This is a genomic window from Pantoea sp. X-Soil-TKNS-1279, assembly GCF_059730565.1.
In genome coordinates, this window is record NZ_AP035951.1 from 188,340 (window position 1) to 210,199 (window position 21,860).

The following is a 21,860-nucleotide window of genomic DNA, read 5'->3' on the forward strand; positions in this document are numbered from 1 at the left end:
CAGGGCTGGCGCAAGTGTTGGTCTCCATTACATCAGCCGCCTGTAACGCCTCTTTTTACCTCAGGTAAAGTTATGTAACAGCGGTATGCGTACTCTGAAGCTGGCACCTCCGCCACCGCGATTAATGACACTTACCTCGCCATCGTGATATTCGCTAATCGAACGCACGAGTGCCAACCCTAAACCTGTGCCATTTTCATTGCGGCTCAGGCGGAAGAACGGCTCAAAAATGCGTGTCATTTCTGATGTAGGAATGCCTGGACCACGATCATCGACAGTCAGCAACAAATTATCCGGATCGCTACGGTATAAACGCATAACCACTTCTTGACCGGCATAGCGCAAGGCGTTTTCAATCAGATTGCGCATTAAACGGCGTATCAGGCGGGCATCAACCTGAGCAACAATATGTTCAGCAACCAAATCGATTTCAGCCCTGGCACACTCTTCCGCAGCCAGTGCCGTGACATCGGTGGCGGTAAATTCACCTGCGATGACCTTTTGCGCCATTTCCAGCCGACTCAGGGTAAGTATCTCTTCAACCAACGTGTCCAGTTCAGCCACGCTGCGTTGCAATTCATGTTGCGCCTGAGAAGGTTCCCCCGCCAGGAGTGCTGAGGCCATTTGGATACGCATTAACGGTGAACGTAGTTCGTGTGACGCATTAGCCAACATGGTTTTCTGCGACTGCACCAGCGTTTCGATTTGCGCGGCCGACCGGTTGAAGCTGGTGGCCAGTTGACTGACTTCATCTTTCCCCGTCACCGGCACGCGTGCGGCCAGGTTTCCCCTCCCCAAAGCTTCAACACTTTGTTGCAGGGATTCCAGACGCGCCGTTAGTCGGCGAATCACCGGAAAAGCTATCAACGCGACAGTGACCGCCAATGCCAGTTGCATGATGATAAACAACCACGGGCGTTCCCTGCGGTCAGAGCTGAACTCAATAACCAGCAGCCGTTTATCCTGCAATTGCCAGACAAAACGTGTTCCATACCCGTCATCAAAGAACCCCCCTCGTCTGGCTTGTTTCGGTAAAGGAATCTCTGGCGAAAGCGGCCGGCTCAGCAACTGACCATTGGCATCAAATAGCGCGAAGCGCGCATGAGTACGCTGCATCCAGTCATCTATTGCAGCTGACTGCACACTTTTTTGCGCCGATGCAGGAGGCAGATTTTGCTCGACCAGTTCGCTGAAGGTCGCAAATGCACTGAGATTACGGTTGTTATCGTCATTCCATAGCCAGAGGATAATGGTACAGAGTACGACCAACACGATGGCGCTTAGCACCGCAAAAAAGATCTGCAAATGCATGGGAAAATCTGCGATGCGTTTCATGGCATTAGCGTTCCGATAATGCAGAAAACACGTAACCCACTCCCCGCACCGTGATAATGCGTTTTGGGGAGCGCGGATCGTCCTCAATCAACTGGCGGATACGCCCAATATGCACATCAATAGCGCGGTCAAAATTGTCATAGCTCTCCCCGCGTACCGTCTGCCATATTTGCTCGCGACTCAACACCCGTCCAGCCTGGCGAGCCAATGAAACCAGCACATCAAATTGCAACGAGGTGAGCAGGCAGGGCTGTTGTCGTAGTGTGACGGTCCGTGCAGCAGTATCGATCTCCAGCTCACCCGACTGGATCACGCTGATGTCACCACGTTGGGACGTCCCTGGACGCAAACGGCGAAGTACGGCGCGCATACGCGCCAGCAATTCACGCGGCTCAAAGGGCTTCGGCAGATAATCATCAGCGCCAACCTCCAGCCCGATGATCCGGTCCGCCGGGTCGCCTCGTCCGGTGACCATAATAATTGCCGGGTCGTTGTGAGACTCAGCCCTTATCTGGCGACATAATGCCAGGCCATCGGCATCTCCGAGCATCAGATCCAATAATACGACATCAAAATCCTTCATTTTCATGCGGGACTGCGCGTCTGTGGAGCTGGCGCTATGAAGTACATCAAACTCATATTGCTCCAGGTAAGGCACGATCATTTGCGCCAGACGGTTATCATCCTCAATGAGCAAAACTGTCGTCATGTCTTTAATATTCCTGTCAAAACGAAGCGGAGACATTTATAAAAGACAGCAGGAAAGGAGATGAGTTTCAGAAATTACAGGTGCAGGATCGAAGCAGTGAACTGGCTTCGCCGATGATAAGAAGTAAAGCAGATGATAAGTTAAAAACACCAATTAAAGTCCACTGCACTTAATCCCTCTATGCAGATATAAATTTCAGTCTTATGTTGATAAGTAGCACCACATTCCAACACTTAAATTATCCAGCCCTATTTACGGCTAAGTACACCCCCTACACATAAGATGAATTAATAAACCACAGTAACTTTATGCCTACCCATGACACCTGGCAGATTTCTGCAATCCCGTGAATTGAAGGAAAAAAAGCCGCCACTCTCAGCTATCACTCGCCACACTTTCATGATAATTGTATTGAATAAGATTAATCTTAATTAATATAAAAAATATTCAATAATCAGGGTGAATGATGATGCGTTACGTTGAAAGGCTGCAACGGGCAGTGGGCTGGGTATTCACTTTTCTCATACTTTTCATATCCACGCTCACCTCCGCTTTTGCGCTCTCCACCGGTTGTACCGCACTCAACGCGCTGTCCGGTTCAACGTCACTGAATTACATCACAAATGCTTATCCTGCATCAGAGTTTGATGCTGGCGATACGCTATCGGTTTCCGTCACCGATAGCGGTGGTGCATATAATGGAGACCCATCTTCCTCCGATAGTTTTGGTATGACTGATTACGAAGAAACCTCATTCCAGAACTACTATGCCTCATCGTCAATCAGCAACTCTGCGCATACCGTGACGTTGAGTTATTTGGCGGGAACCCTCTCAACCGATGGTGTTCGTATCAGGCTGACCTCGTCACATGGTCAATTCAGCAATTTTGTTGTTACCTGCTCCGGTACGGCAGCAACTCCGTCCAGCGATGCAACATTGAGCAGCCTGGCACTTTCGGATGGTACACTTTCTCCCTCCTTCAGTGCCGGTACGACCAGCTATAGCGCATCCGTAGCGAACAGTGTCTCCACCATCACCGTTACCCCGACCACCACCGACTCCAATGCAACGGTCACGGTGAATGGCACCACAGTGACATCAGGTTCTGCTTCTGCCGCCATCAGTCTGACAGCAGGTGCATCAACCGCCATTGCCATCGTTGTTACGGCCGAGGACGCCATAACCAAATCCTATACGCTGAATGTGACGCGAGCGGAAGCTGCTGTAGTGGCAAACAACAGTACCGCCACTGTCGCGGCGAACAGCACAGATAATGTGATAACCCTCTCCACCAGTGGTGGCACAGCGACCTCTGTATCCGTTGCTTCGGCCCCCGCACATGGCACAGCCACCGCGTCGGGAACCAGCATTACCTACACTCCGACCGCGGGATATTCTGGCAGCGACAGTTTCAGCTGGAACGCGACCAACAGCGCGGGAACATCGGCTAATGCCAGCGTGGACCTGACAGTCACGGCACCCACATTCACGTTCTCCCCAGCGGCCGGTACGCTTCCCGCCGCCACAACAGACAGCGCATGGTCCCAGACATTAACGGCCACGGGCGGCACTGCCCCCTACAGCTGGAGCGCGACGGGATTGCCAACAGGATTAACACTTAACAGCAGCACAGGTGTTATTTCTGGCACGCCGACTCAGACAGGAAGCTTCAGCATCCAGGTCACAGCAACGGACAGTAACAGTGCCAGCAGCACGGTTAACTACACTCTGAATGTCACCGCAGGTGGCACTGCGCCGGTTGCAAACGATGTCACAGCATCGGTGGATTCAGGCAGTAGCGACAACAGCATCACTCTGGCAATCGCCGGTGCAGTCACCAGCCTGCAAATTGTCCGTCAGGCCAGTCACGGCACGGCGCTGGTTGCAGGCACCAGCATCCGCTACACCCCAGTAAGTGGCTATTCCGGTAGCGACAGCTTCACCTACAGTGCAACCAACACATACGGTACCTCCCAGGAAGCAACGGTATCGCTGACGGTGACGGCCACCAGCCTGACAATGTCACCTGCCAGCGGCACATTGCCAACAGCGACGGCGGGAACCGCATACAGTCAGACCTTCAGCGTTTCAGGCGGCACGGCCCCTTACAGCTGGCAACTGAACGGGTCATTGCCCCAGGGACTGACTTTTGCGAATGGCGAGCTAAAAGGCACCCCAACTGCTGCGGGCAACGCTTCTTTTACCCTCATCGCAACTGACGCGAACGCGGCAACCGTGCAGTCAACCTATACGCTGACCGTTAACGCCGCTGTCCCTGTGGCTGCTGATCACAGCGCTTCGTTGTATGCCGGACAGTCAGTGAAGGTAAATCTGGTTGAGGGTGCCACCGGCGGGCCTTTCACCGGTGCGCGTTTGCTCGATCAACCACAAAGCAGCCTCGGTACAGCGACTATCCAGTCCTCGGGGGCAACGTATCAGCTACTGTTTACCGCTGCGGCTCAGGCGAGCGGTACCGTTGCACTTCGCTATGAACTGAGCAGCGCATCAGGCACTGCCCAGCCAGCAACCGTCACCCTGACCATTGCCGACCGGCCCAATCCGGCCAGTGATGCTGACGTGATTGGCCTGATCAGCGCACAGGTACAGGCAGCGCAGAACTTTGCCAAAGCACAGATCCGCAACTTTAACGATCGTCTGGAGCAGCTTCACAGCGGTGCCAGTCTCCCTTCCGGGCACAATGGCATCCATTTTTCCATGCCGACCAGTCGCTCCGAACGAGATACAGATAAAGACCTGTGGGCCAGCGCCTGGCAGCAACAGCGCCACTATCAGGATGAGCGCGCACAACCGCAACCGCCAGCCACACCTTTCGCCCGTCAGAGTGAGGACAGCCGCCTGTCATGGTGGACCGGTGGTTACATCGATTTTGGCAGTGATAAAGACGATGCCGTGCGTTTCAGCCATACCCTGGTGGGTATTACCACCGGCAGCGACTATCGGTTCACGCCATCCTTTACCGCAGGCATGGGGATTGGCTTTGGCCGCGACGTTAGCGACGTAGGCGACTCCGGTTCTCGGCAAAACGGACGCTCAATCAGCTCCGCCCTGTATGGCAGCTGGCACCCGGATGCGTTCTTTATTGATGGGTTGCTGGGTTATAGCAGTCTTGAGTTCGACAGCAAACGTTATGTGAGTGAGTCAGATGCATTTGCGCGTGGCAGCCGCTCAGGCCGTCAGTTTTTCAGTTCGCTGACATCAGGTTACGAGTTCCGTACTGCCAGCAGCCTCATCTCACCCTATGCGCGCATTCAGTATTACCGTACCTGGCTTGATGCTTATGCCGAATCCGATGCCGGTGTATTTAACCTCGCCTACGCACCTCAGACGCTTGCACAGGTCGTGACGGGAGCCGGTCTGCGCGGCGAACATAGCGTGCCGACCCGTTGGGGCTTTGTGAAACTTCAGAGTCGTCTTGAGTATGCCAAACTGATGAATGACAACGGCAAAGCCCGCGTAGGCTATGCGGATGTGGGTAACGATACCTGGAGCATGTCGCTCTATCAGCAGAGCACCCAGACGCTGGCCCTGGGGTTCGGCATTGATTTTCTGCTCCCACACGATATCACGCCAGGCATCGCCTACCAGGGCACACTCGGACTGGATGAGCAGCAGACACGTTCACAGATGATTATGGTGCGTGTGAATATCGGGTTCTGATTTACGCATAACATTTGCGTAGCGCGGCATACCCCTGCCCGGTGAATTCAGAGGCATGAAATCCAGGGCAGGATGTTATTGGAAATTTTACAGCGGAACTCTGTGTCAGAACTGCAGAGGGTCTCACCACGTCATCATGGAGAAGCCGGGCTCATGCCTCAGGATACTAAGCAACCACAGACTCAGATCGAAAAAGATCAGCAAGCCGCTCTTGAGGCTGTGTTACGTCTTAAACAAGAACTCGGGATGAAAACATCCGGTTCTTCCAAAGCCCCCAACACTGCGACATCGCATGAAGATGAAGCGATTGAATTAACACAACGAGAACTGAAGACGGAAATCGCCAGTAAGAAGCAATCTGTCGAACAGCGTGAAAAGGAAGCTAAAGACCGACGTTCGCAGCTTTTGAATGCCGTCCGGGTGTCTGCACCGGAGATAAACAAACCCCTTGTTGAAACATTCGAACGTTTAAGTCTGGAAAAACAACAATTTGCTCAGAAGGAACTCGTCCGACTCTTTAAAAACGACGCGCAACTCCAAAGTGCGACTGATTTCTTTGACCTCAACCTGGCACAAAGAGAAGATCTGCTTGACCGGATCGGTTTCTATAAAGGACTCATCATTGATCACAGCCTGTCAAACCCAGTTGAAACAGGATTCAGGGAAGTTCTGAAGCGCCACGATTCTGCAAATCCGGGGCCTTGTAAAGTCGCCACCCTCCTCTACCGCAAACCTAACTTTTCGGGCTATTTCGAGAATTACTACACCTCATCGGAATCCCTGCATCAGGTCCAGAAAAATGGGGTTACGAATATCTCAACTTCACTCAATGTTGCGGCTGGAACGGTGGCCACCGTGGGTGTTGGCATATCGGGTGCCTACCATAACGCGGAGTCACAAAACGGCGGCGTTAAAGGGCAAACGATCTATACAACCGCAAACTTCTTTCTGCCTAAAGTTGAACTCTCATTCGATGAGTCTGAACCCTGCGCCAGTGATGAATTCGAATATGCCTGTAACCAGGCTCTGCTTAAAGGTGGGGTCGCCGAGTGCTTCAAAGAATTAGTGAAAGTACTGGGAAGTTTTGGCCACTTTGTTTCTACACAAACGCTCGTGGGTGGTCGATTGTTTGCTACTGATGTAAAGGAGCTAACCGGTACCGAAAAGGATGCATCTATGACCACAAGCTTCGCGGCGAAGGTCAAAGTCGGTGTGGAGACATGGTCAGCATCGGTGGAAGCAGGCGTTTCGGCAGATTATGGCAGACAGACTGACACCCGCAGTAAGGATGTCGATGAAACGCAAACATACACCATTCATGCGGTCGGCGGCGAAGGTACGGTCGTCGAACAAGCCGGTCGATGGGCTGAATCCCTGTATGAATACCAAAGATGGGCGGCTGTGCAGCGTGAAAAACTCATCCCCAGTATTGAAGTATTGAGTGAGGAACTGAGCAAACGGGTATGGGACATGTTAAAACAGTATGTCTCAAGTAATACCACGTCGCACCTTACCGGCGAATGTAACGCCTACTTCCTCTTTTATGGTGCTTACCAGACTGAGGTGGGTTACCTCGCAAGACCTGATTATGTGATCATAAAAAATCTTGCCAGCCAGCATTGCCTCTCTCTCAAGGGCGAAACACCTCAGAATCCCGAATTGTCAGCAAAACTCTTTGACTGGACACGTCAGCAGCTGTGGCGAGTAACGCCAGAAGGCCATCTCGTCAGTGCTATACCGATAAAAAGTGGATTCCCAGGCCATAAGAAGTCAGTAGAATTTGCCCTGAGCGTGCTTGAGCCTGTTCCCTCTTCAGCACCTGTCCCGACCGTAAAGAAAGATAGTGGCAAAGACACTGATGAAATCCCGGCAGTGAAAATCGAACCGAAGAAAGAATCATTGTTGCTGGGCCTGAGTGAATTAGGCTCCTCTCCGTATCAAAGGTGGGAATTCACCGGTCGCGGAGAAATACACAATATCGCTTACGGCACTGATTATGTCCTCTCCTTACCATTGAATGGTAAACCCGAATTTCGCCTGCGCGGAAATACCCCATCAAGCACTGGCTTGTGGCGTGTTGATGAAGCAACACCCGACGACCTGAAAAATATTGATGCATACGAGTGTTATGGCAAGCTGGTTCATCCAACTGGCCTGGTGTTGTCGGTGGAAGGATGTGAAGACACGGGTTACAGCTTTGGGCGTTCAGAACAACGCAGAGTGCTCCTGCAACCCGACATTGGTGGACGACATCAACTGTGGAATCGCAAACAAGACGGGACGATAGTCTCGGCCATCCGTATTGGTAGCAATAATCCAGCACAATCATCCGATGTGTATCTCACCCTTGATCCACAGAAGAATGTGATCGCACGGGGGAAAAGTCTTTCCGCAGAGGCTCTCAAGTGTGATACCGATGACATGTTCTACACCGGGGAAGTGCCTGCGGATAAGTTTTATCTCTACGCTGCCGCCAGACCAGATGAGACAGGTCAACCCGTTAGTACGGACGCAAAGGATGCTCATATTATCCGATATCATGATGTCGCTGTCGGAATCGTTCCCGTCGGATTCAGCTCTGCCACCCCTTCCGGGAATATGCAGACCTGTGAAAAGGTTAAAACCGTCGATAAAAGAGAACTGAAAGTTGACGGTTATTTAACCGGGATAGAGTTCATTCTCGAAAAACGTGGTAAGGACCGTAAATTGGTCAGTGGTGAATACCATCGACTTAAAATGAAAATTTCCGCTCAGAGGCTAAGTGGAAGTGCAACAGAGGTCTGGGAGGACGAACCAGATAAAGATAAGGAAGATCGTGATTTCTTACATGACTATGGTGAAGTCTGTGTTGACGACCGTTTCTTGATTCTTCCCGAAGATCCAATATACGCCATCAGGTTGCGTGTCCACGAAAGTCCAAAAAAACACCTCGCCTTTGAGTATCAACTGGTTGATAAAGGCCCCTGGTTCGGTTTGGCAGGAATGAGTGAAAGTGCCAGAACACTGAATATTGATGAAATTAAAGTGCCAGTTGGTATGGATGCGGAAGCAGCGAATAAGACCAAAATTCGAGGTGTCGCTCTGGATTACGATCCGGCAGCCAGAACGCTAAGGCCGAAGGTTCTGCGTCGAATCACGGGATAATTCATGTTGATATCTTTTGGGTACTAACTCGTAACTCATTCCAGCAAAATCAGCGCTGATCGTTCCCAGGCGCTGAAACTTGCGTACTTATATAGTTCGGGAGAAATATGCGGTTCATAGACAACACAGACCAATTTAGATATGAGAATGCTGAATTACAGCCTTTTCCCGAAAATTTGGATGATGATAAAAAAACGAATGGCTTTGCCCCTGCCGTAAGGGACCATTTTTTAAGTTTATTACCTCAGGTAACCATTAATGAAGAGGTTGATGTTATTCTGTGCCCTTGGTGCCTTGAATTCACCGGTCATCATGCAACTCAAGTCGATCACATTATCCCAAAGCAAATCTTCCTTCGATATCAGCTTTATAAAAACAGAAACAGGCTGCATGGCAACACCAATATTAAATTAGAACTCGAAAAATATCTTCATGACACTGACAACCTGATAATTTGTTGCAATAAATGCAATAATGAGAAAGGTGATGATTTCCCGAAAAAATCCACAATGGATGATGCAATAGAATTTCATCGTCCGGCACTGTCAGACCTGTCTCATCTTGAACGGAAAACCCAGCTGGCTTGGGAGATCATGTCAGTATATATGCCACAGGGAGACAAAAAACTCTTCAGCTATCTCGCGAAATGGAACGAGATGACGCTTTCTGAAGGGATTTTGACAAATAATTTATTGAATGAAGGAGAGAAGCAAATCCGTGCCTGGCGCGCGCCGGGATCAGGTATGCCATTCAAGGCACATCAGGTCTTCGAAGAGTTGGTAAACCATCAACTCAGAGCCGACTTAAATAACTGGACAGGCCGACTCTGCTTTTATTGCCTCGGTGTTTATCAGGATATGGCTTTTCAGATAGACCATATCGATTCCCGTTTGAAAGGACGTAACTGTCTAATAAACAATACAGATTACAACTTACTTGCAGTCTGCCGCGGATGTAACGGTGCAAAATCAGATAATATCATCACGGAAAGATTTTTAGTTTCACGCATTGAAGAACGAATTGAGAGAGGATGGCCTGGAATTGAAAGCGCAGGTTGGCATCCAACGTTAAGCAAGGAGCAATCGATTATCATGGCGCATGATATACAGAAAAAATTACTCAACCTCCATCTCTACAAGCGACCAACAGAAGGTGAAATCAATAAATTCATCAAAGAATCTGAAGTAGCGATAAGAGCAAGAAAAACCAAAAGTAAGACTATGGAAATAGAGGAGTAACGAAGAGGTAAAGCGCTTCGCTTAATGCTCTGGTGATCCAAAACAGATTATTCATAACCCCGGATGACTCAACCATCTGGGGTTAAAGCATAGTTTTTTGTGAGTAACTTTAGTTAGAACGCCATGAATATCTAGCGTAATGTTAGATTTTTATGATGCGAAGAGGTTTTGATACATGTAATTGATTAAAATCATGAAATTATTTTTTGAAATACACATAAAAATGGCAATCAATATGAAGGTTACAACGCAACTATCCATACTCTCTGGAAATTGTGAATAACATCTTATTTTTATTGGTTTTTTACGAGGCCGTGTCTTAAAATATCAGTGTTAGTATAACATGCTAGCTTGCAATGATTAAAAGGCATAACTATCGAAAAATAACGACCTCTAAAACATTAACCGTCAATTTATAATCTCCGACATGCCAGAACTTGCACTAACGAAAAACACCGCTATCGTTAATTAACTAACGCTCCAAAAATTAAATGATCGTCCTGACATCGTTTTAAAATAGTTCCTGTCATACCCGGATCATCATAGATCTTGAGATGTAGAAACTTTAGCCGAGCCGCTGCACAGGGCATATTATTCGATATTGAAGTCCTAGGTAACATAATAATGCATTGAATGCGGCGATGGCAGTACTTGCCAAGGCTACCGACAGTGCAATTGGCTGGTCTCTTATCTAATGATTTACACGCGAATGCCTTTACCCATTTAACGCAAAATAATTTCCCGCATATGGGATATCAACTTACTAATAATTTTTTAGCTTTGGAGATCAATATGTCTGACGTTAATGATTTAATGTCCTGGACCAGAATGCAGATTGGTGAAGCTGAAAACCCTCTGGATAGCAACTCCGGCCCTAAAGTGGATCAGTATCTTAAAGCTGTTGGTGCCGATCCGGGTAATGCCTGGTGCATGGCTTTTGTTTGTTGGTGCCATGAACAGGCAGGAATAGCCGGAGTTCCGATGACGACCAGCGTTAGAGATTTCTTCACGCAAGCACAACTACTGGGTAGACTGGTCCCAATAAACAATGTCAGGATCGGAGATATTGTATTGAGAGTTGATTATCCTACTCTCGGAAATGGCAAGAGCTTAGGTGACCATGCAGGAATTTTTAGTGCCATAACCGATGATGGCATCCCCTTGTATATTTCTGGGAATACCATTTCAACAATTGGCAATGTGGCCGACAATAGTGACTCTTATGTGGATGAACATCGTTTACGCTATTATAACTATGTTGCAAGGTTTTGTTCATAGTCCTATCACATTCCCTGAGGGACTTTTATACGGCCCTCAGGGCATTATTTTTCAATACATAGCGCTTAGGCAAAGTTTATGTTCAGGTATTAACTTCTGCTCCCCAGATCATGATCCTGCTTATTTCCGCTGACCAGCCGTGTTAACTCTTCACAACGAATAATCCGATCCGATTCCAGGGTAAATCGTGCCATCACCTCTATTTCACTTTTTGTTTCATCGCATTTTTCCACCTTCACGCGATGATGAGTGAACACCGTATCTCTTTCAGCTACAACGCTTAACAGCACCACCTCCATTTGCCTGGTCAGCGTTTTTAGCAATGCCATATGGCTGACAAAGCCCGGATAATCCAGGTATTTTCCGTCAACCTGCTGTTGATAGCTTGCGGCGAAATACGAGGCGATCATTTTCTCATCATGGCGTGGATTGCTCACAATCTCCTGCAACGCTTGAATGACGAGCTGACTTTGCTTATTCATATCCTGTCCTGCTTGATTAACATGGTTGTACCGACGCAGATTACCGGAAGCGCTGCGCGGTACAGTATCCGAAACAGGACAATAAATACCGATAACTGGCCATAACGTTCAGCCCAGGTCAGCCCCTCATTTTTTCTGCTCTGATTACGCCTGCCACGCTATCCAGATTAAGGTGCTGACCAAAATGCTCATCGATTTCAGTCTGGTGTGTTACTGCAATCACGGTACAGTCCGGCAGCCAGGTTTTAATAAGTTGCAGCATCTCGCGCGCCGACGGTGCATCCAGATTGCTGGTCGCTTCATCCAGCCACAGGATGTCTGGTTTCAACAGCAATGCGCGGGCAAATGCGAGTCGTTGTTTCTGACCGCCTGACAGTACCTGCTCCCAGTTCAGCTGCTTATCAAGCGCCCCGCTCCACTCACCAAGACCGGTCTTAGTGAGATACCGCACCAGTTTTTCCGAGTCTGGATCGGCAGGCTGCGGATAGCAAAGAACATCCCGTAACGTCCCCTGTCCGATATAAGCGCGTTGTGGCAGCAAAAGACTTTTGCCCTGCTGGCTTTGCCAGTGCCCTTCATACCAGGACCAGACCCCGGACAGGGTTCTCAGCAATGTTGATTTCCCGATACCGCTTCTGCCGGAAAGTTTGCTCCAGCTTCCGGCAGGAAAACCGAATTGCATGTCTGACAACAGGGTTTTTCCCTGTGGAGTGGTAACCGTGAGTTTATCTACCTGTGTCATTTCACCCGACACACTGAGGTCCCGGTTGTTCTGGCACTCCGCGATTGCCTGGGAGAACTGCTCCAGACGCGAAATACTCGCCGACAATTCTACCAGGGCCTTATAAACACGGATGAACCAGCTCAGCGCCCCGTGAACCTGACCAAAAGCGGAACGTACCTGCATCAGACCACCCAGAGTGATCGTTTTTGCCATAAACAGGGGCAATGCAGCAAACACCGGCACAATCAGGCTGATACGAGTATAACCGGTGGTAAAGAAGCCAAGGTTACGCTCTCCGTTCATCAAGGCACGCCAGTTTTGTACGATGGCACCAAAGGCGCGATTCAGATGTTGCTTCTCCCAGGACTCCCCCTGATAAAGCGCGATTTGCTCCGCGTTATCATGCTTACGTAACAGGGCTGCACGAAAGTCAGCTTCGGCGCGTTGTTTCTGATAATTCAGGCCATGCAGCTTCTTGCCAATCAGATGGGTCACCAGACTGCCCACCAGCGTGTAAAGCAGCGCAACCCAGACCAGATAACCTCTAATCACCCACTCCTGCCCGAACAGGGTGAAGGTCTGAACGCCCGAGAGCTTCCACAGGATCCAGACAAACGAGAACAGCTGAGCACTGGTGATCAGGAACGACACCAACAGGCTGATGGTCTTATCAACGAAGAAGTTGATGTCTTCGGCAATACGCTGATCCGGGTTATCGACCTTGCCGGTGAGCGACATGTGGTAGTACGCCTGTTTCGCCAGCCAGCTGTCCACAAGCTGGGCCGTCAGCGATTTCCGCCAACGAATAATGAGCAGCCGGGTAAACCAATCCTGGTACACGAACACCCCGATATAAATCAGGATGAAGACGCAATATTCCTTAACCAAGCTGTAGACCTTTGCACCATCAAACTCACCCAACGCATCATAGAAGGATTTGCTCCAGTCGTTGATCAACACGTTCAGCCAGACGATCGATCCCCCCAGGCTCAGAATGACGGCCAGAATTAACCATGCACTCCAGCTCTGCTTGCCACCCCAGAACGCCCGGCTGAGTTGCCACACCGTGGCCAGTTTCTTCTTCATTATTTCGTCTCTTGCGGCAGAACCGTGTAAATCACCAGATTGTCCGGGTTGTAAATACGCGATGCGACCGCACGCACACCGTCTATCGTGATGGCTTTATCCAGTGATGACACGCGGGAGAGATAGCCTGGATTATCATAATGGCGATAACTCAGTATCAGACGTCGCTGTAGGGTGTAGTAATCATGCTGCCGTGAGGTCTCTGCACGCTGGAACGAAGCCTTCATTTCCTGCACGGTGCGATCATTTATCTGGCTGTCAGCATTCTTAAACGCTTTTTTGGCGATCTGAACCAGTTCCGCAGCACGTTCAGGAGAGGTACTGAAACGCAGTTCGGTTTCAATACGGTTGGTTTTATCGTTGAGTACGGTTTCTAAACTCAGGCTGTAGATCCCACGGGCATCATCGCGCAAAACGTTCTTCAGATGACGGTTGACAAGATTTTTGGCGATGCTGACCTGGGCTGCCCGTTCCGGTGACCATACTTCGTTGCTGAAACTCCACAACCTCACCTCGGCTTTCGGCTCTTTGTTGAGTTGACTACGTCGTTCTCGATGTCCGGGCAAAGCGAGATAAGGTTCGGCAGGCAATCCGGCTCCGCGTTTAATGCCCGCCAGATATCGTTCAACAGCCTGTCTGAGGGTGGCTTCGGGAAGATTGGCCATCACAAAGTAAGTCACCGGTGCCGCGCTGATTTTTTTCCACTGCGTTGTCAGTTGCTCAGAATTAAGGGCCGACAACTGTGTTGCATCTGGCAGTTCAAGTGCCGGGCCGCCATAGCGCAAATCCGTCACCTCCATTTGGCGAAGTGCAAACAACGAACCTTCCTGCATAAGCCGTCGGCGCGCCAACATCATTACGCTGCTTTTCAGCGAGGCAGCATTCATATGATTATCAGTATGAAGTAGCTGATACGCGTGCAACAGGCTGTCCAATCGCTTGTAAGGTGCACTTCCGGTCACTTCCAGTGTGTCCGGTTGCTGACTGATATTCAGCCAAATCTCCTGATCCCGTTTCCATTGCGCATAACCGTCGTCGGTCCAGCCGGTCGGTGCACCAAATCCTGCCAGTTGTGCAGCCAATTGTGCCTGCCAGGCGTTCAGCCCACGGCCCAGATAGCCCGCCGCGCTTTGTGCCTGGAACCACACGCGGTCTTTGGCCAACGGGGTTTTCATCCAGACCACGCGGTCGCCATTACTGAGCCGCCACTCCTGCACCGACTCTGCCGGGAAATTTTTCACGGATGTGCGTTTACCCGAGGTATCGTGTTCAGGTAACGGGACTGAGACCGATGTTTTTTCCTTCGCTACCGGAGTTAATGGCTCACCGGCGATCGTCGTCACCATCCGCTGAATTTCAGAAGGCAACGGCACACTGTAAACATACCTTCCCGGTACGCTGAACTGCACCAGTTGATCCGTGGCCTGTAACCACGTATTCAGGCGAGTGTTGATGTCGGCCATGTCGATGGTTTTAAGTTCTGCCACCGCCCGGACTCCGCGCTGTTGCGCGTCGGCATACGGCTGGTTCTGCTGCCACGCAATAGCCAGGGTCTGCACCCACTCAGAGAAAGTCCGGTTTTCCGGTTTTTCTTCCAGCCGCTTTGCCGCATCGAGGATGTCGCTCTTCACCCGTGCAAAGTCATCGACACTCAGTCCATAACGCATTAAGCGTTCGCGTTCGCGAATCAACGTTTCCAGGCCCAGTTGAAAGTCACCCGGCATCACATCAACAAACAGGCCAAACGCGACGGTAGAGCGGCCTGTTTCGGATTTCCGCGCAACAATATTGCCAATGGAGTCTGGCAAGGCACTTTGCTGACGTTTGAGCTGACGGCTCAGCATGGTGAGGGTGATTTGGTTGATGAGGCGATCCCGATACCCTTCGGTACCCTGCATCTGTTTTTCATCAAAACGGTTTACCCACGAGACCTGGCTACCACCGCTTTCCGAGTCCTGTAGATGGATCACTCGAAACTGTTTTTTCAGCTGCTGGTTGTATTGGCTTTCCTGACGGACCGGCACGGCAATGGCGGGCAACCCGGCAAAATGTTTTGTAATCAGTGCCTTGACTTTCTCTGGTTCAAAATCGCCGATGATCAGGAGGCGCATATTGTCCGGGTGATACCAGCGCTGATAAAAGGCTTTCAACGTGGCTGCCGGGGTATGCTCAATCGACTCAACGTTCCCGATGGTTGGTCGGTCGGGATAAGGGGAATCCGCACGCAAGGCCGCGATGCGTTGCTGGTTCATGCGGGCTGCCACTCCGAGTTTGCCACGCCACTCTTCGAGGATGACTTTACGTTCATCATCCAGATCAGGCTGCGTTATACGCGCATGTGCCGTCATCTGTGCCAGTGCCTGTAAGGCCAGATCTAACCCTTTTACACCATCAGGCGGGCTCATCATGAACTGCGTACGTTCGTAGTTGGTTACCGCGTTATAGTTAGCACCGCGTGACCATCCCTTCTTAGCCAGTGCCGCCGAAACGCCCTCAGGCCAGGCGTCACTGCCGCGAAAAACCAGATGTTCGACCATATGCGCCACGCCTGACTGCTCGTCAGTTTCATCAAGCGACCCGGCTTCTACACTCAGACGAATATCAATACGCCCGGCATCTGATTTAATCGGTGCCAGAGTGTACTGAAGCCCATTATCCAGTACGCCTTCAGTCACCACCGGCAGCGTTGTTTTTGCGTCTTCACTCAGTACGGGCTGGGATAACACCAGCAGAAAGAGTGCGACCCCTGCCAATCCTCTGCGTTTACACATTTTTCTTCCTTATCAGACTCAGTGCTGCAACCGGCTGCCTGTGGTGCAGGCAGCACAAATCCCCCGGCATTCCGCCGGAGGTAAAGTGGAGGGTTACCAGTTATAAGCGACACCAAACCAGAACTGCCGTCCGGTTTTGTAGGTCACTGTTTTGGAGGTAGAACCGGTGGTTTGCGTCGCTTCAATGACGTTATCAAGAACGTTCAGTACATCGAGCGTCAGCTCAATTGATTGATTCTGGAACGTGGGCTGAGACCAGGCGAAGCGCCAGTCGTAGGTGATGTAGTCTTTGTATTTGGTTTTCTCATACAGACTGGCGCTGCCTTCGTAACTGCCGCAGGCGCTGTTGTCACCCGGACAAGCCACAGTACTGATGCTGTAACCGGAGTAGCCTGCCGTGTACCCGAGATTCTGGCTCCAGTTAAGATTAACTGCCGGAAAGAAGGTATTGACGTTAATAAAGGCAGTCCACGGCGTGTTGAAGTCCAGCGCATCCATCTCGCCTTTTTCCATCAACTTGCCGTTAAAGATCACCATATTCTCGTCAGAGGTGGACTGATCGTAATACGTCTGCGAGCTGGATTTATTTTTAACAATGCTGGCACCCAGTTCCCAGCTAATGTCGGCTACTGCGAAGTGATACGGACTGATTGGCTGCGCGGTCAGAGACCAGGTGTTACCTTCTGTTTTCGCGCTGTTCGTGAGGATGTAGTAGTTATTACCGTTCGTATCCGTGTATCTGTCACGACCAAACTGGTCACGTCCTTTACGGTTAACCCATTTCACGGTCCACACGGTATCCATCAGACGCTGAGAAATGCCGAGAGAGAGTTCATCGCTGTAAGGCGTTTTCAGATCGGAGATGTCGTAATCGTAGGTGCTGTATTTGGTAGTATCACCGACCCACGGGCTGTTGGCATCCGTACGGGTCTGGACAATATTGGCACTGATCCCTGAACGCAGTTTGTATGTCAGCAGGTTCTGACCGTAGTAACGGTTGGCACCACCAAACAGGCGGGTGCTGCGGTCACCAAACACATCCAGTGAGGTGGCAAAGCGTGGTGCGACAGTCAGGTTTTTCAGGAAGTCATCATACTGAAGTCGTACCCCAGGGGTAACTTCAAGTCGCTTGTAAAGCATACTGTCCTGAAGATAGAGCGCATAGTTGGTGTAGTTCCCCTCAACCGTGCGCGCCGGGTAGACCGTTCTGCTTTTGAAATATTGCTCACCATCAATACAAAAGTCATCACCTGCCTGGCAGACAACGCTGGTGTCTATCGTCGCGACTCCACGGCTCAACGCGGCATCACCAAAACGACGATATCTCGCCTGATAGAGATCGGTTTGCCAGCCTGCATCGAGTTGATGAGTGATCCCAAGAGCAGAGAATGGCGTGAACTCGGCATCTTGTTTCAGGGTCGTCGTCGTTTTATCGGTACCAAAGGTACCGTAGCCGCCCAGATAACCTAACTGAGTACTTGAACCTGAAGTACTCCCCCAGGTAATCGCATCCGAGGTAAAGTTTCTACTGTTATTAAAATGGTACCAGCTTTGATAAGTACTGGCTTCTTGTTCGATTTTGTTTTGTTCAAACTGATAACCTGCCAGACTGGTAATCTTACCCCACGGGGCAAAATGCTCCCATTCTAAATTGGCACGATAACCACCACCATTATTAGTAAAGCCACCATTCTTTACATCAACTTTATAATAAGTTGACTTATGCGGCGCATACATTCCGGTCATGCGGAAAATATCACCATTATCCGCAAACCAGGTACCTTTTAATAAATAGGTTTCCGAAATTCGCTCCTGGTTAGTCCACATATCCAGGTTGGAATGGTACATCGGAATCTTTGATTCCTGACGGTTGTAGGAAAAGATCAAACCTGCACTGTCATTCAGGGGCTGATTAACACTGACAGAATAAAAGTTCTTGGTGAACTTAGGTTGATTAGCTTGCGAAGTCGCTTCCTCAAAACTTTCACGTTTTGACTCATCAATATGATAACGCGTCCAGCTATCTCGGGTGCTGCGCCAGGACACACGACCAGATGCCCGTTCAAGGTTGGCATCTTTAAGACGTGCATCCACCACTCCTCCGGTGAAATCACCGTATTTGGCAGCGACGTTGCTGTCAAAAACCTCGAGTTTGTCCACCAGCTCTGAGTTTATCCAGAATGATTGTGTACCACCCGATGGCAGGTCAATTGGGCTGTAACCATCTGGATCATCACTGAGGTCGCCGTTTTTGTTGCCGGGATTGACAGTGTTGTTGTTGGAAAGACCGTCAATCATAAAATTGTTGTTGTAAAACTTCTCGCCGTGAAATGAGACATTCTCGGGAGCAATTTCGCCAGGGTTATTACTGGAGTCTGTATTATTGGCGAATCGTACATTCGGATTATGTTTCAGTAACTCGGTGATGGTGCCATTACCCGTGGGAAAACGCGCGATCTGTTCGGCGTTAATAACCTGCGTCCCCATCGTCTGACTGGTAGGTGCAGAACGAACAATAATCGTATCACCAGAATCATCTATCTGCTCAGCAGCTGATTCTTCTGTGGTGGTGTTTACGTCCTGAATTACGGTATTGGTGTCCGCTACCGTTGGCATAGCAAAAATGCTAAGCGGTATAATTATACAGCCTGTTATTTTCATGATTTTCCCAGAAGTGAAATTCAGTTTATGACCTGAATACGCCCATCTAACTTATAAATAACGGTAACAATCTGGTTTTTAACTTCACCAGTAATGTCATATCGCCAGCGTGTAATATCCCGCCGCAGATCGCTGCTAAATACACCCGCAGGATCTTCAGCCAGAATTTGAATATTTTTTATTGTTCCGGACGCGCTAATGTCAAACTGCACCTTCACTCTGCCCTCAACCCCCATAGAGCGGGCACGGGCGGGATAATTGACGCGACGGTTCAGCGCCCGCACCCTTGTCGTCGTTTCATTCCCTGCGCCCTTCGCAGCATGACCAGAAGTACTCTCTCCACCAGCAGCAACATTTCCACCGCTGCCAGCGTTAACAGGAGCGGAAGAAGAACTGGATAATGTTGTTTGTTGCGCAAGCTCAGTCTGCTGATGCTTATCGGGAGACGCTGGCAGCAAGATCGGTTTCACCACCGGGCGTGGTCTGGCCGGTTGGTTGTCAACCGTGGTCGCTTTTGTTACCGGCGGCTTCTGCGAGGTGACTTTCTTCCTTTCAACAACAATATCTGCCTTGTCGACAACGACGGTTTTGGGCAATACCACTTGCTCTTCTGGCGATGAAAGCACAGGCGTCGCTACCGGCAGCATCGGCTGATTTAAATTTACGACTGAGATTTCATTTCCTGTCTTACCTGCCTCGTTAGTTAGCGGCAAGGGCGTATTTCGGAAACTCGCCAGTAACACCAACAACAGGAGATGAACAGCAACAGAGGAGCAAACAGGGAATGTTTTGCGATACAAGGACCAGGGAGACTGAGTTAAAAATCCAGCCATCCCTGTAGACTTCGCAGAGGATCCAAATGTAAGCAAAACCCTTCCCCACCCTAAAATGTACGGCGTTTACACTTGCCTCAGACAGTTTTTAACCGGTGACTCAATGCCGGGATCCCCGATACGTCCCCAGTTGCACTATGGCAGATGAAAGTTGTAAAAATTTGATACGAACACTAACAATAATGAGAGTGATTTACAATTTCATTATCAATTAAGTGTGAAAATTTTCTGATTCTTACGATTTTTGGGTAATGGTATCGCTCAGAACTGCCTGACTGGCGCTCCTGCCCACATAACGTGTAGGGAAAGCTGAATGGTGGTCGAGCATCAGAAAAGTAGTAAAAGTGAGTTTTGGAGTAAATGAGTATTCACCCAATCAGGATGAGGCACAGATGAAAAACAGGCACCTTTTATGGTGCTTTTTTGTCACTGATTCGTAGCGACGCGATTTATCGCGCAACTGTCCAGTCTCCAGATGCGAAAAAGGCCGCCTTGCGGCGACCTCTTCCGGCACGTCCCTGTACGACCATCCGTTATTTGTACAGTTCTGCGGTCATGTGAACACGGTTATTGGTGTTCGCTTCGGTGATTTTGTACTGTGCACCCTGCTGTGCTGCCTGAGCAGCGATTTTGGCTTCTGCGCCATCCAGGGTAGAAGCGGAAGCAGTGATGCTCTGCGCAAAGCTACCGAAAGAAACCAGTGACAGGGCGGCTACTGCAACGAAAGTTTTGATAGATTTCATGGTCATTTCCTCAGAAGTTTATTTAATCGGTGAGGCGTTGTGCCTCGATGTGAGAGAGAATAGACCTGTCGGCGGGTGAGGAAAAGCTGAGGGATTTGCTGAAAGAATTCAAAAAAATTGAATATTAATTAATCGGGAAACTGGACCAACATGAATCGCCGAACATCCTTATTTTTACGAGGCATGAAAGTCTTCTGCAACTTCTGAAAAATATTTTAGCAATCGAGTATCTATGGCAGGCATACGATTGTGAGCGGGGGTAATCAGGCCCATCAGCAAAAATCGCCCACTCTCCCACATATGCTCGGTATAAACGAGATAGTGATCAGAGGTTCGATTGTAGTTTGCTTGCCGTGTGTTCCAGGTCAGTTGAAAGTGCAGATTGACGTGAATATGCTGAACATTCGCAGTAACTGCGAACGGTGGGAAGTCAAACGGCGCATCACGCCCGAGAAGGTTTGATGGAGCGCCCGTTGATTTGTATGTGATGAACTCGGCTTTGAGCTCCGGATAAACATCAAAAGTGGGATGAAAAAATTCACCCTATGTAGCTTGACTGTATTCAGCTACTAATGCCATTTAGCAGCAGCCAAATTACCAGTACCCAATAGATGGTTCATGGCAGAAAGGTCGACACCTGAATCGCGTGTATCAGTTGTGCGAGTAAACTGATCAATGAGGCTGAGGTAGTTTTTTGTCGCAATACTCACCATTTTGATGGCCTTAAAGAACGTAAACTCAACGGAGTTTTTTTCGTAAGACATGATTATGTCTTTTTCAGGCAACATCAGAACGAAGGATTCAGCAATACCGGCAACATGAATAGTCTGGCTCTTGATTTCCTTCGCAGTTATGACAGCACCTTCAAAATTGTTATCTGCATAACGGGAAAGTTCCGCACGGCTGTCATGAAGTTCCTCCGCCAGCGTGTGGAGCGCATCGGTTAGATCTTTAATGTCGGTTTTGTTAACTCTGGCGCCCATCTCATAAACCCGCTCTACAATCGTAGGCTTACACGCAACCTCTTTTGGTTGCGGCTGGAAACTGGCAAGAACCAGTGCCACTGCTGCCTGCAAATGCTGGATTTTAAATTTCACGATAGACTCCATAATCGCCATTTCTCGACGAGGCGAAGAATCTTACTACTGAACCTAACTTTGAGCTAAAAAAGTTGGTT

General features: G+C 49.6%; 14 protein-coding genes. 4 read left to right on the plus strand and 10 right to left on the minus strand.

Annotation, left to right across the window (positions count from 1 at the left end):
* Positions 1-60 precede the first annotated feature (60 nt).
* A complete protein-coding gene (locus AC6I8N_RS25490; protein ID WP_497831406.1) occupies positions 61-1,335 on the minus strand; it encodes a sensor histidine kinase in 1,275 nt (424 codons plus the stop codon).
* Between the two features lie 4 nt (positions 1,336-1,339).
* On the minus strand, positions 1,340-2,044 hold the full coding sequence (locus tag AC6I8N_RS25495; protein WP_497831407.1) for a response regulator: 705 nt from the start codon (positions 2,042-2,044) through the stop codon (positions 1,340-1,342).
* Positions 2,045-2,510: 466 nt separating this feature from the next.
* On the opposite strand from AC6I8N_RS25495, the gene AC6I8N_RS25500 reads away from it, so the two are divergent.
* The 4 genes from AC6I8N_RS25500 (at position 2,511) to AC6I8N_RS25515 (ending at position 11,383) form a co-directional block, all read left to right on the plus strand.
* Positions 2,511-5,723: an autotransporter family protein gene (locus AC6I8N_RS25500; protein WP_497831546.1), complete on the plus strand. Its 3,213-nt coding sequence runs from the start codon at positions 2,511-2,513 to the stop codon at positions 5,721-5,723.
* Between the two features lie 153 nt (positions 5,724-5,876).
* Positions 5,877-8,867 (plus strand): hypothetical protein, encoded by a 2,991-nt coding sequence (locus AC6I8N_RS25505; protein WP_497831408.1) that lies wholly within the window; start codon positions 5,877-5,879, stop codon positions 8,865-8,867.
* Positions 8,868-8,974: 107 nt separating this feature from the next.
* Entirely contained in the window at positions 8,975-10,105 is a 1,131-nt protein-coding gene (locus tag AC6I8N_RS25510; protein ID WP_497831409.1) for a hypothetical protein, read from the plus strand.
* A gap of 669 nt (positions 10,106-10,774) precedes the next feature.
* Positions 10,775-11,383, plus strand: coding sequence for a hypothetical protein (locus tag AC6I8N_RS25515; protein WP_497831410.1), 609 nt, complete (start codon positions 10,775-10,777; stop codon positions 11,381-11,383).
* A gap of 89 nt (positions 11,384-11,472) precedes the next feature.
* Here the strand turns inward: AC6I8N_RS25515 and AC6I8N_RS25520 are convergent, their stop codons facing one another.
* The 8 genes from AC6I8N_RS25520 to AC6I8N_RS25555 form a co-directional block, all read right to left on the minus strand.
* Positions 11,473-11,865: a nuclear transport factor 2 family protein gene (locus tag AC6I8N_RS25520; protein WP_497831411.1), complete on the minus strand. Its 393-nt coding sequence runs from the start codon at positions 11,863-11,865 to the stop codon at positions 11,473-11,475.
* Between the two features lie 118 nt (positions 11,866-11,983).
* Positions 11,984-13,675: an ABC transporter ATP-binding protein/permease gene (locus tag AC6I8N_RS25525; RefSeq protein ID WP_497831412.1), complete on the minus strand. Its 1,692-nt coding sequence runs from the start codon at positions 13,673-13,675 to the stop codon at positions 11,984-11,986.
* Entirely contained in the window at positions 13,675-16,446 is a 2,772-nt protein-coding gene (locus AC6I8N_RS25530; RefSeq protein ID WP_497831413.1) for a M16 family metallopeptidase, read from the minus strand. Before AC6I8N_RS25530 ends, AC6I8N_RS25525 begins: the two co-directional genes overlap by 1 nt.
* A gap of 93 nt (positions 16,447-16,539) precedes the next feature.
* On the minus strand, positions 16,540-19,107 hold the full coding sequence (locus tag AC6I8N_RS25535; protein WP_497831414.1) for a TonB-dependent receptor plug domain-containing protein: 2,568 nt from the start codon (positions 19,105-19,107) through the stop codon (positions 16,540-16,542).
* 20 nt (positions 19,108-19,127) lie between these two features.
* A complete protein-coding gene (locus AC6I8N_RS25540; protein ID WP_497831415.1) occupies positions 19,128-19,940 on the minus strand; it encodes a TonB family protein in 813 nt (270 codons plus the stop codon).
* Positions 19,941-20,473: 533 nt separating this feature from the next.
* Positions 20,474-20,683: a YdgH/BhsA/McbA-like domain containing protein gene (locus tag AC6I8N_RS25545; RefSeq protein ID WP_013512484.1), complete on the minus strand. Its 210-nt coding sequence runs from the start codon at positions 20,681-20,683 to the stop codon at positions 20,474-20,476.
* A gap of 174 nt (positions 20,684-20,857) precedes the next feature.
* On the minus strand, positions 20,858-21,172 hold the full coding sequence (locus AC6I8N_RS25550) for a type II toxin-antitoxin system YafO family toxin (RefSeq protein ID WP_497831547.1): 315 nt from the start codon (positions 21,170-21,172) through the stop codon (positions 20,858-20,860).
* Between the two features lie 80 nt (positions 21,173-21,252).
* On the minus strand, positions 21,253-21,780 hold the full coding sequence (locus AC6I8N_RS25555; RefSeq protein ID WP_497831416.1) for a hypothetical protein: 528 nt from the start codon (positions 21,778-21,780) through the stop codon (positions 21,253-21,255).
* Between the last annotated feature and the right edge of the window lie 80 nt (positions 21,781-21,860).

Coding starts and splice junctions, on each gene's coding strand:
- AC6I8N_RS25525 (WP_497831412.1), bottom strand. CDS start 13,675: ATGAAGAAGAAACTGGCCACGGTGTGGCAACTCAGCCGGGCGTTCTGG.
- AC6I8N_RS25510 (WP_497831409.1), top strand. CDS start 8,975: ATGCGGTTCATAGACAACACAGACCAATTTAGATATGAGAATGCTGAA.
- AC6I8N_RS25500 (WP_497831546.1), top strand. CDS start 2,511: ATGATGCGTTACGTTGAAAGGCTGCAACGGGCAGTGGGCTGGGTATTC.
- AC6I8N_RS25495 (WP_497831407.1), bottom strand. CDS start 2,044: ATGACGACAGTTTTGCTCATTGAGGATGATAACCGTCTGGCGCAAATG.
- AC6I8N_RS25490 (WP_497831406.1), bottom strand. CDS start 1,335: ATGAAACGCATCGCAGATTTTCCCATGCATTTGCAGATCTTTTTTGCG.
- AC6I8N_RS25535 (WP_497831414.1), bottom strand. CDS start 19,107: ATGAAAATAACAGGCTGTATAATTATACCGCTTAGCATTTTTGCTATG.
- AC6I8N_RS25530 (WP_497831413.1), bottom strand. CDS start 16,446: ATGTGTAAACGCAGAGGATTGGCAGGGGTCGCACTCTTTCTGCTGGTG.
- AC6I8N_RS25545 (WP_013512484.1), bottom strand. CDS start 20,683: ATGAAATCTATCAAAACTTTCGTTGCAGTAGCCGCCCTGTCACTGGTT.
- AC6I8N_RS25505 (WP_497831408.1), top strand. CDS start 5,877: ATGCCTCAGGATACTAAGCAACCACAGACTCAGATCGAAAAAGATCAG.
- AC6I8N_RS25520 (WP_497831411.1), bottom strand. CDS start 11,865: ATGAATAAGCAAAGTCAGCTCGTCATTCAAGCGTTGCAGGAGATTGTG.
- AC6I8N_RS25540 (WP_497831415.1), bottom strand. CDS start 19,940: ATGGCTGGATTTTTAACTCAGTCTCCCTGGTCCTTGTATCGCAAAACA.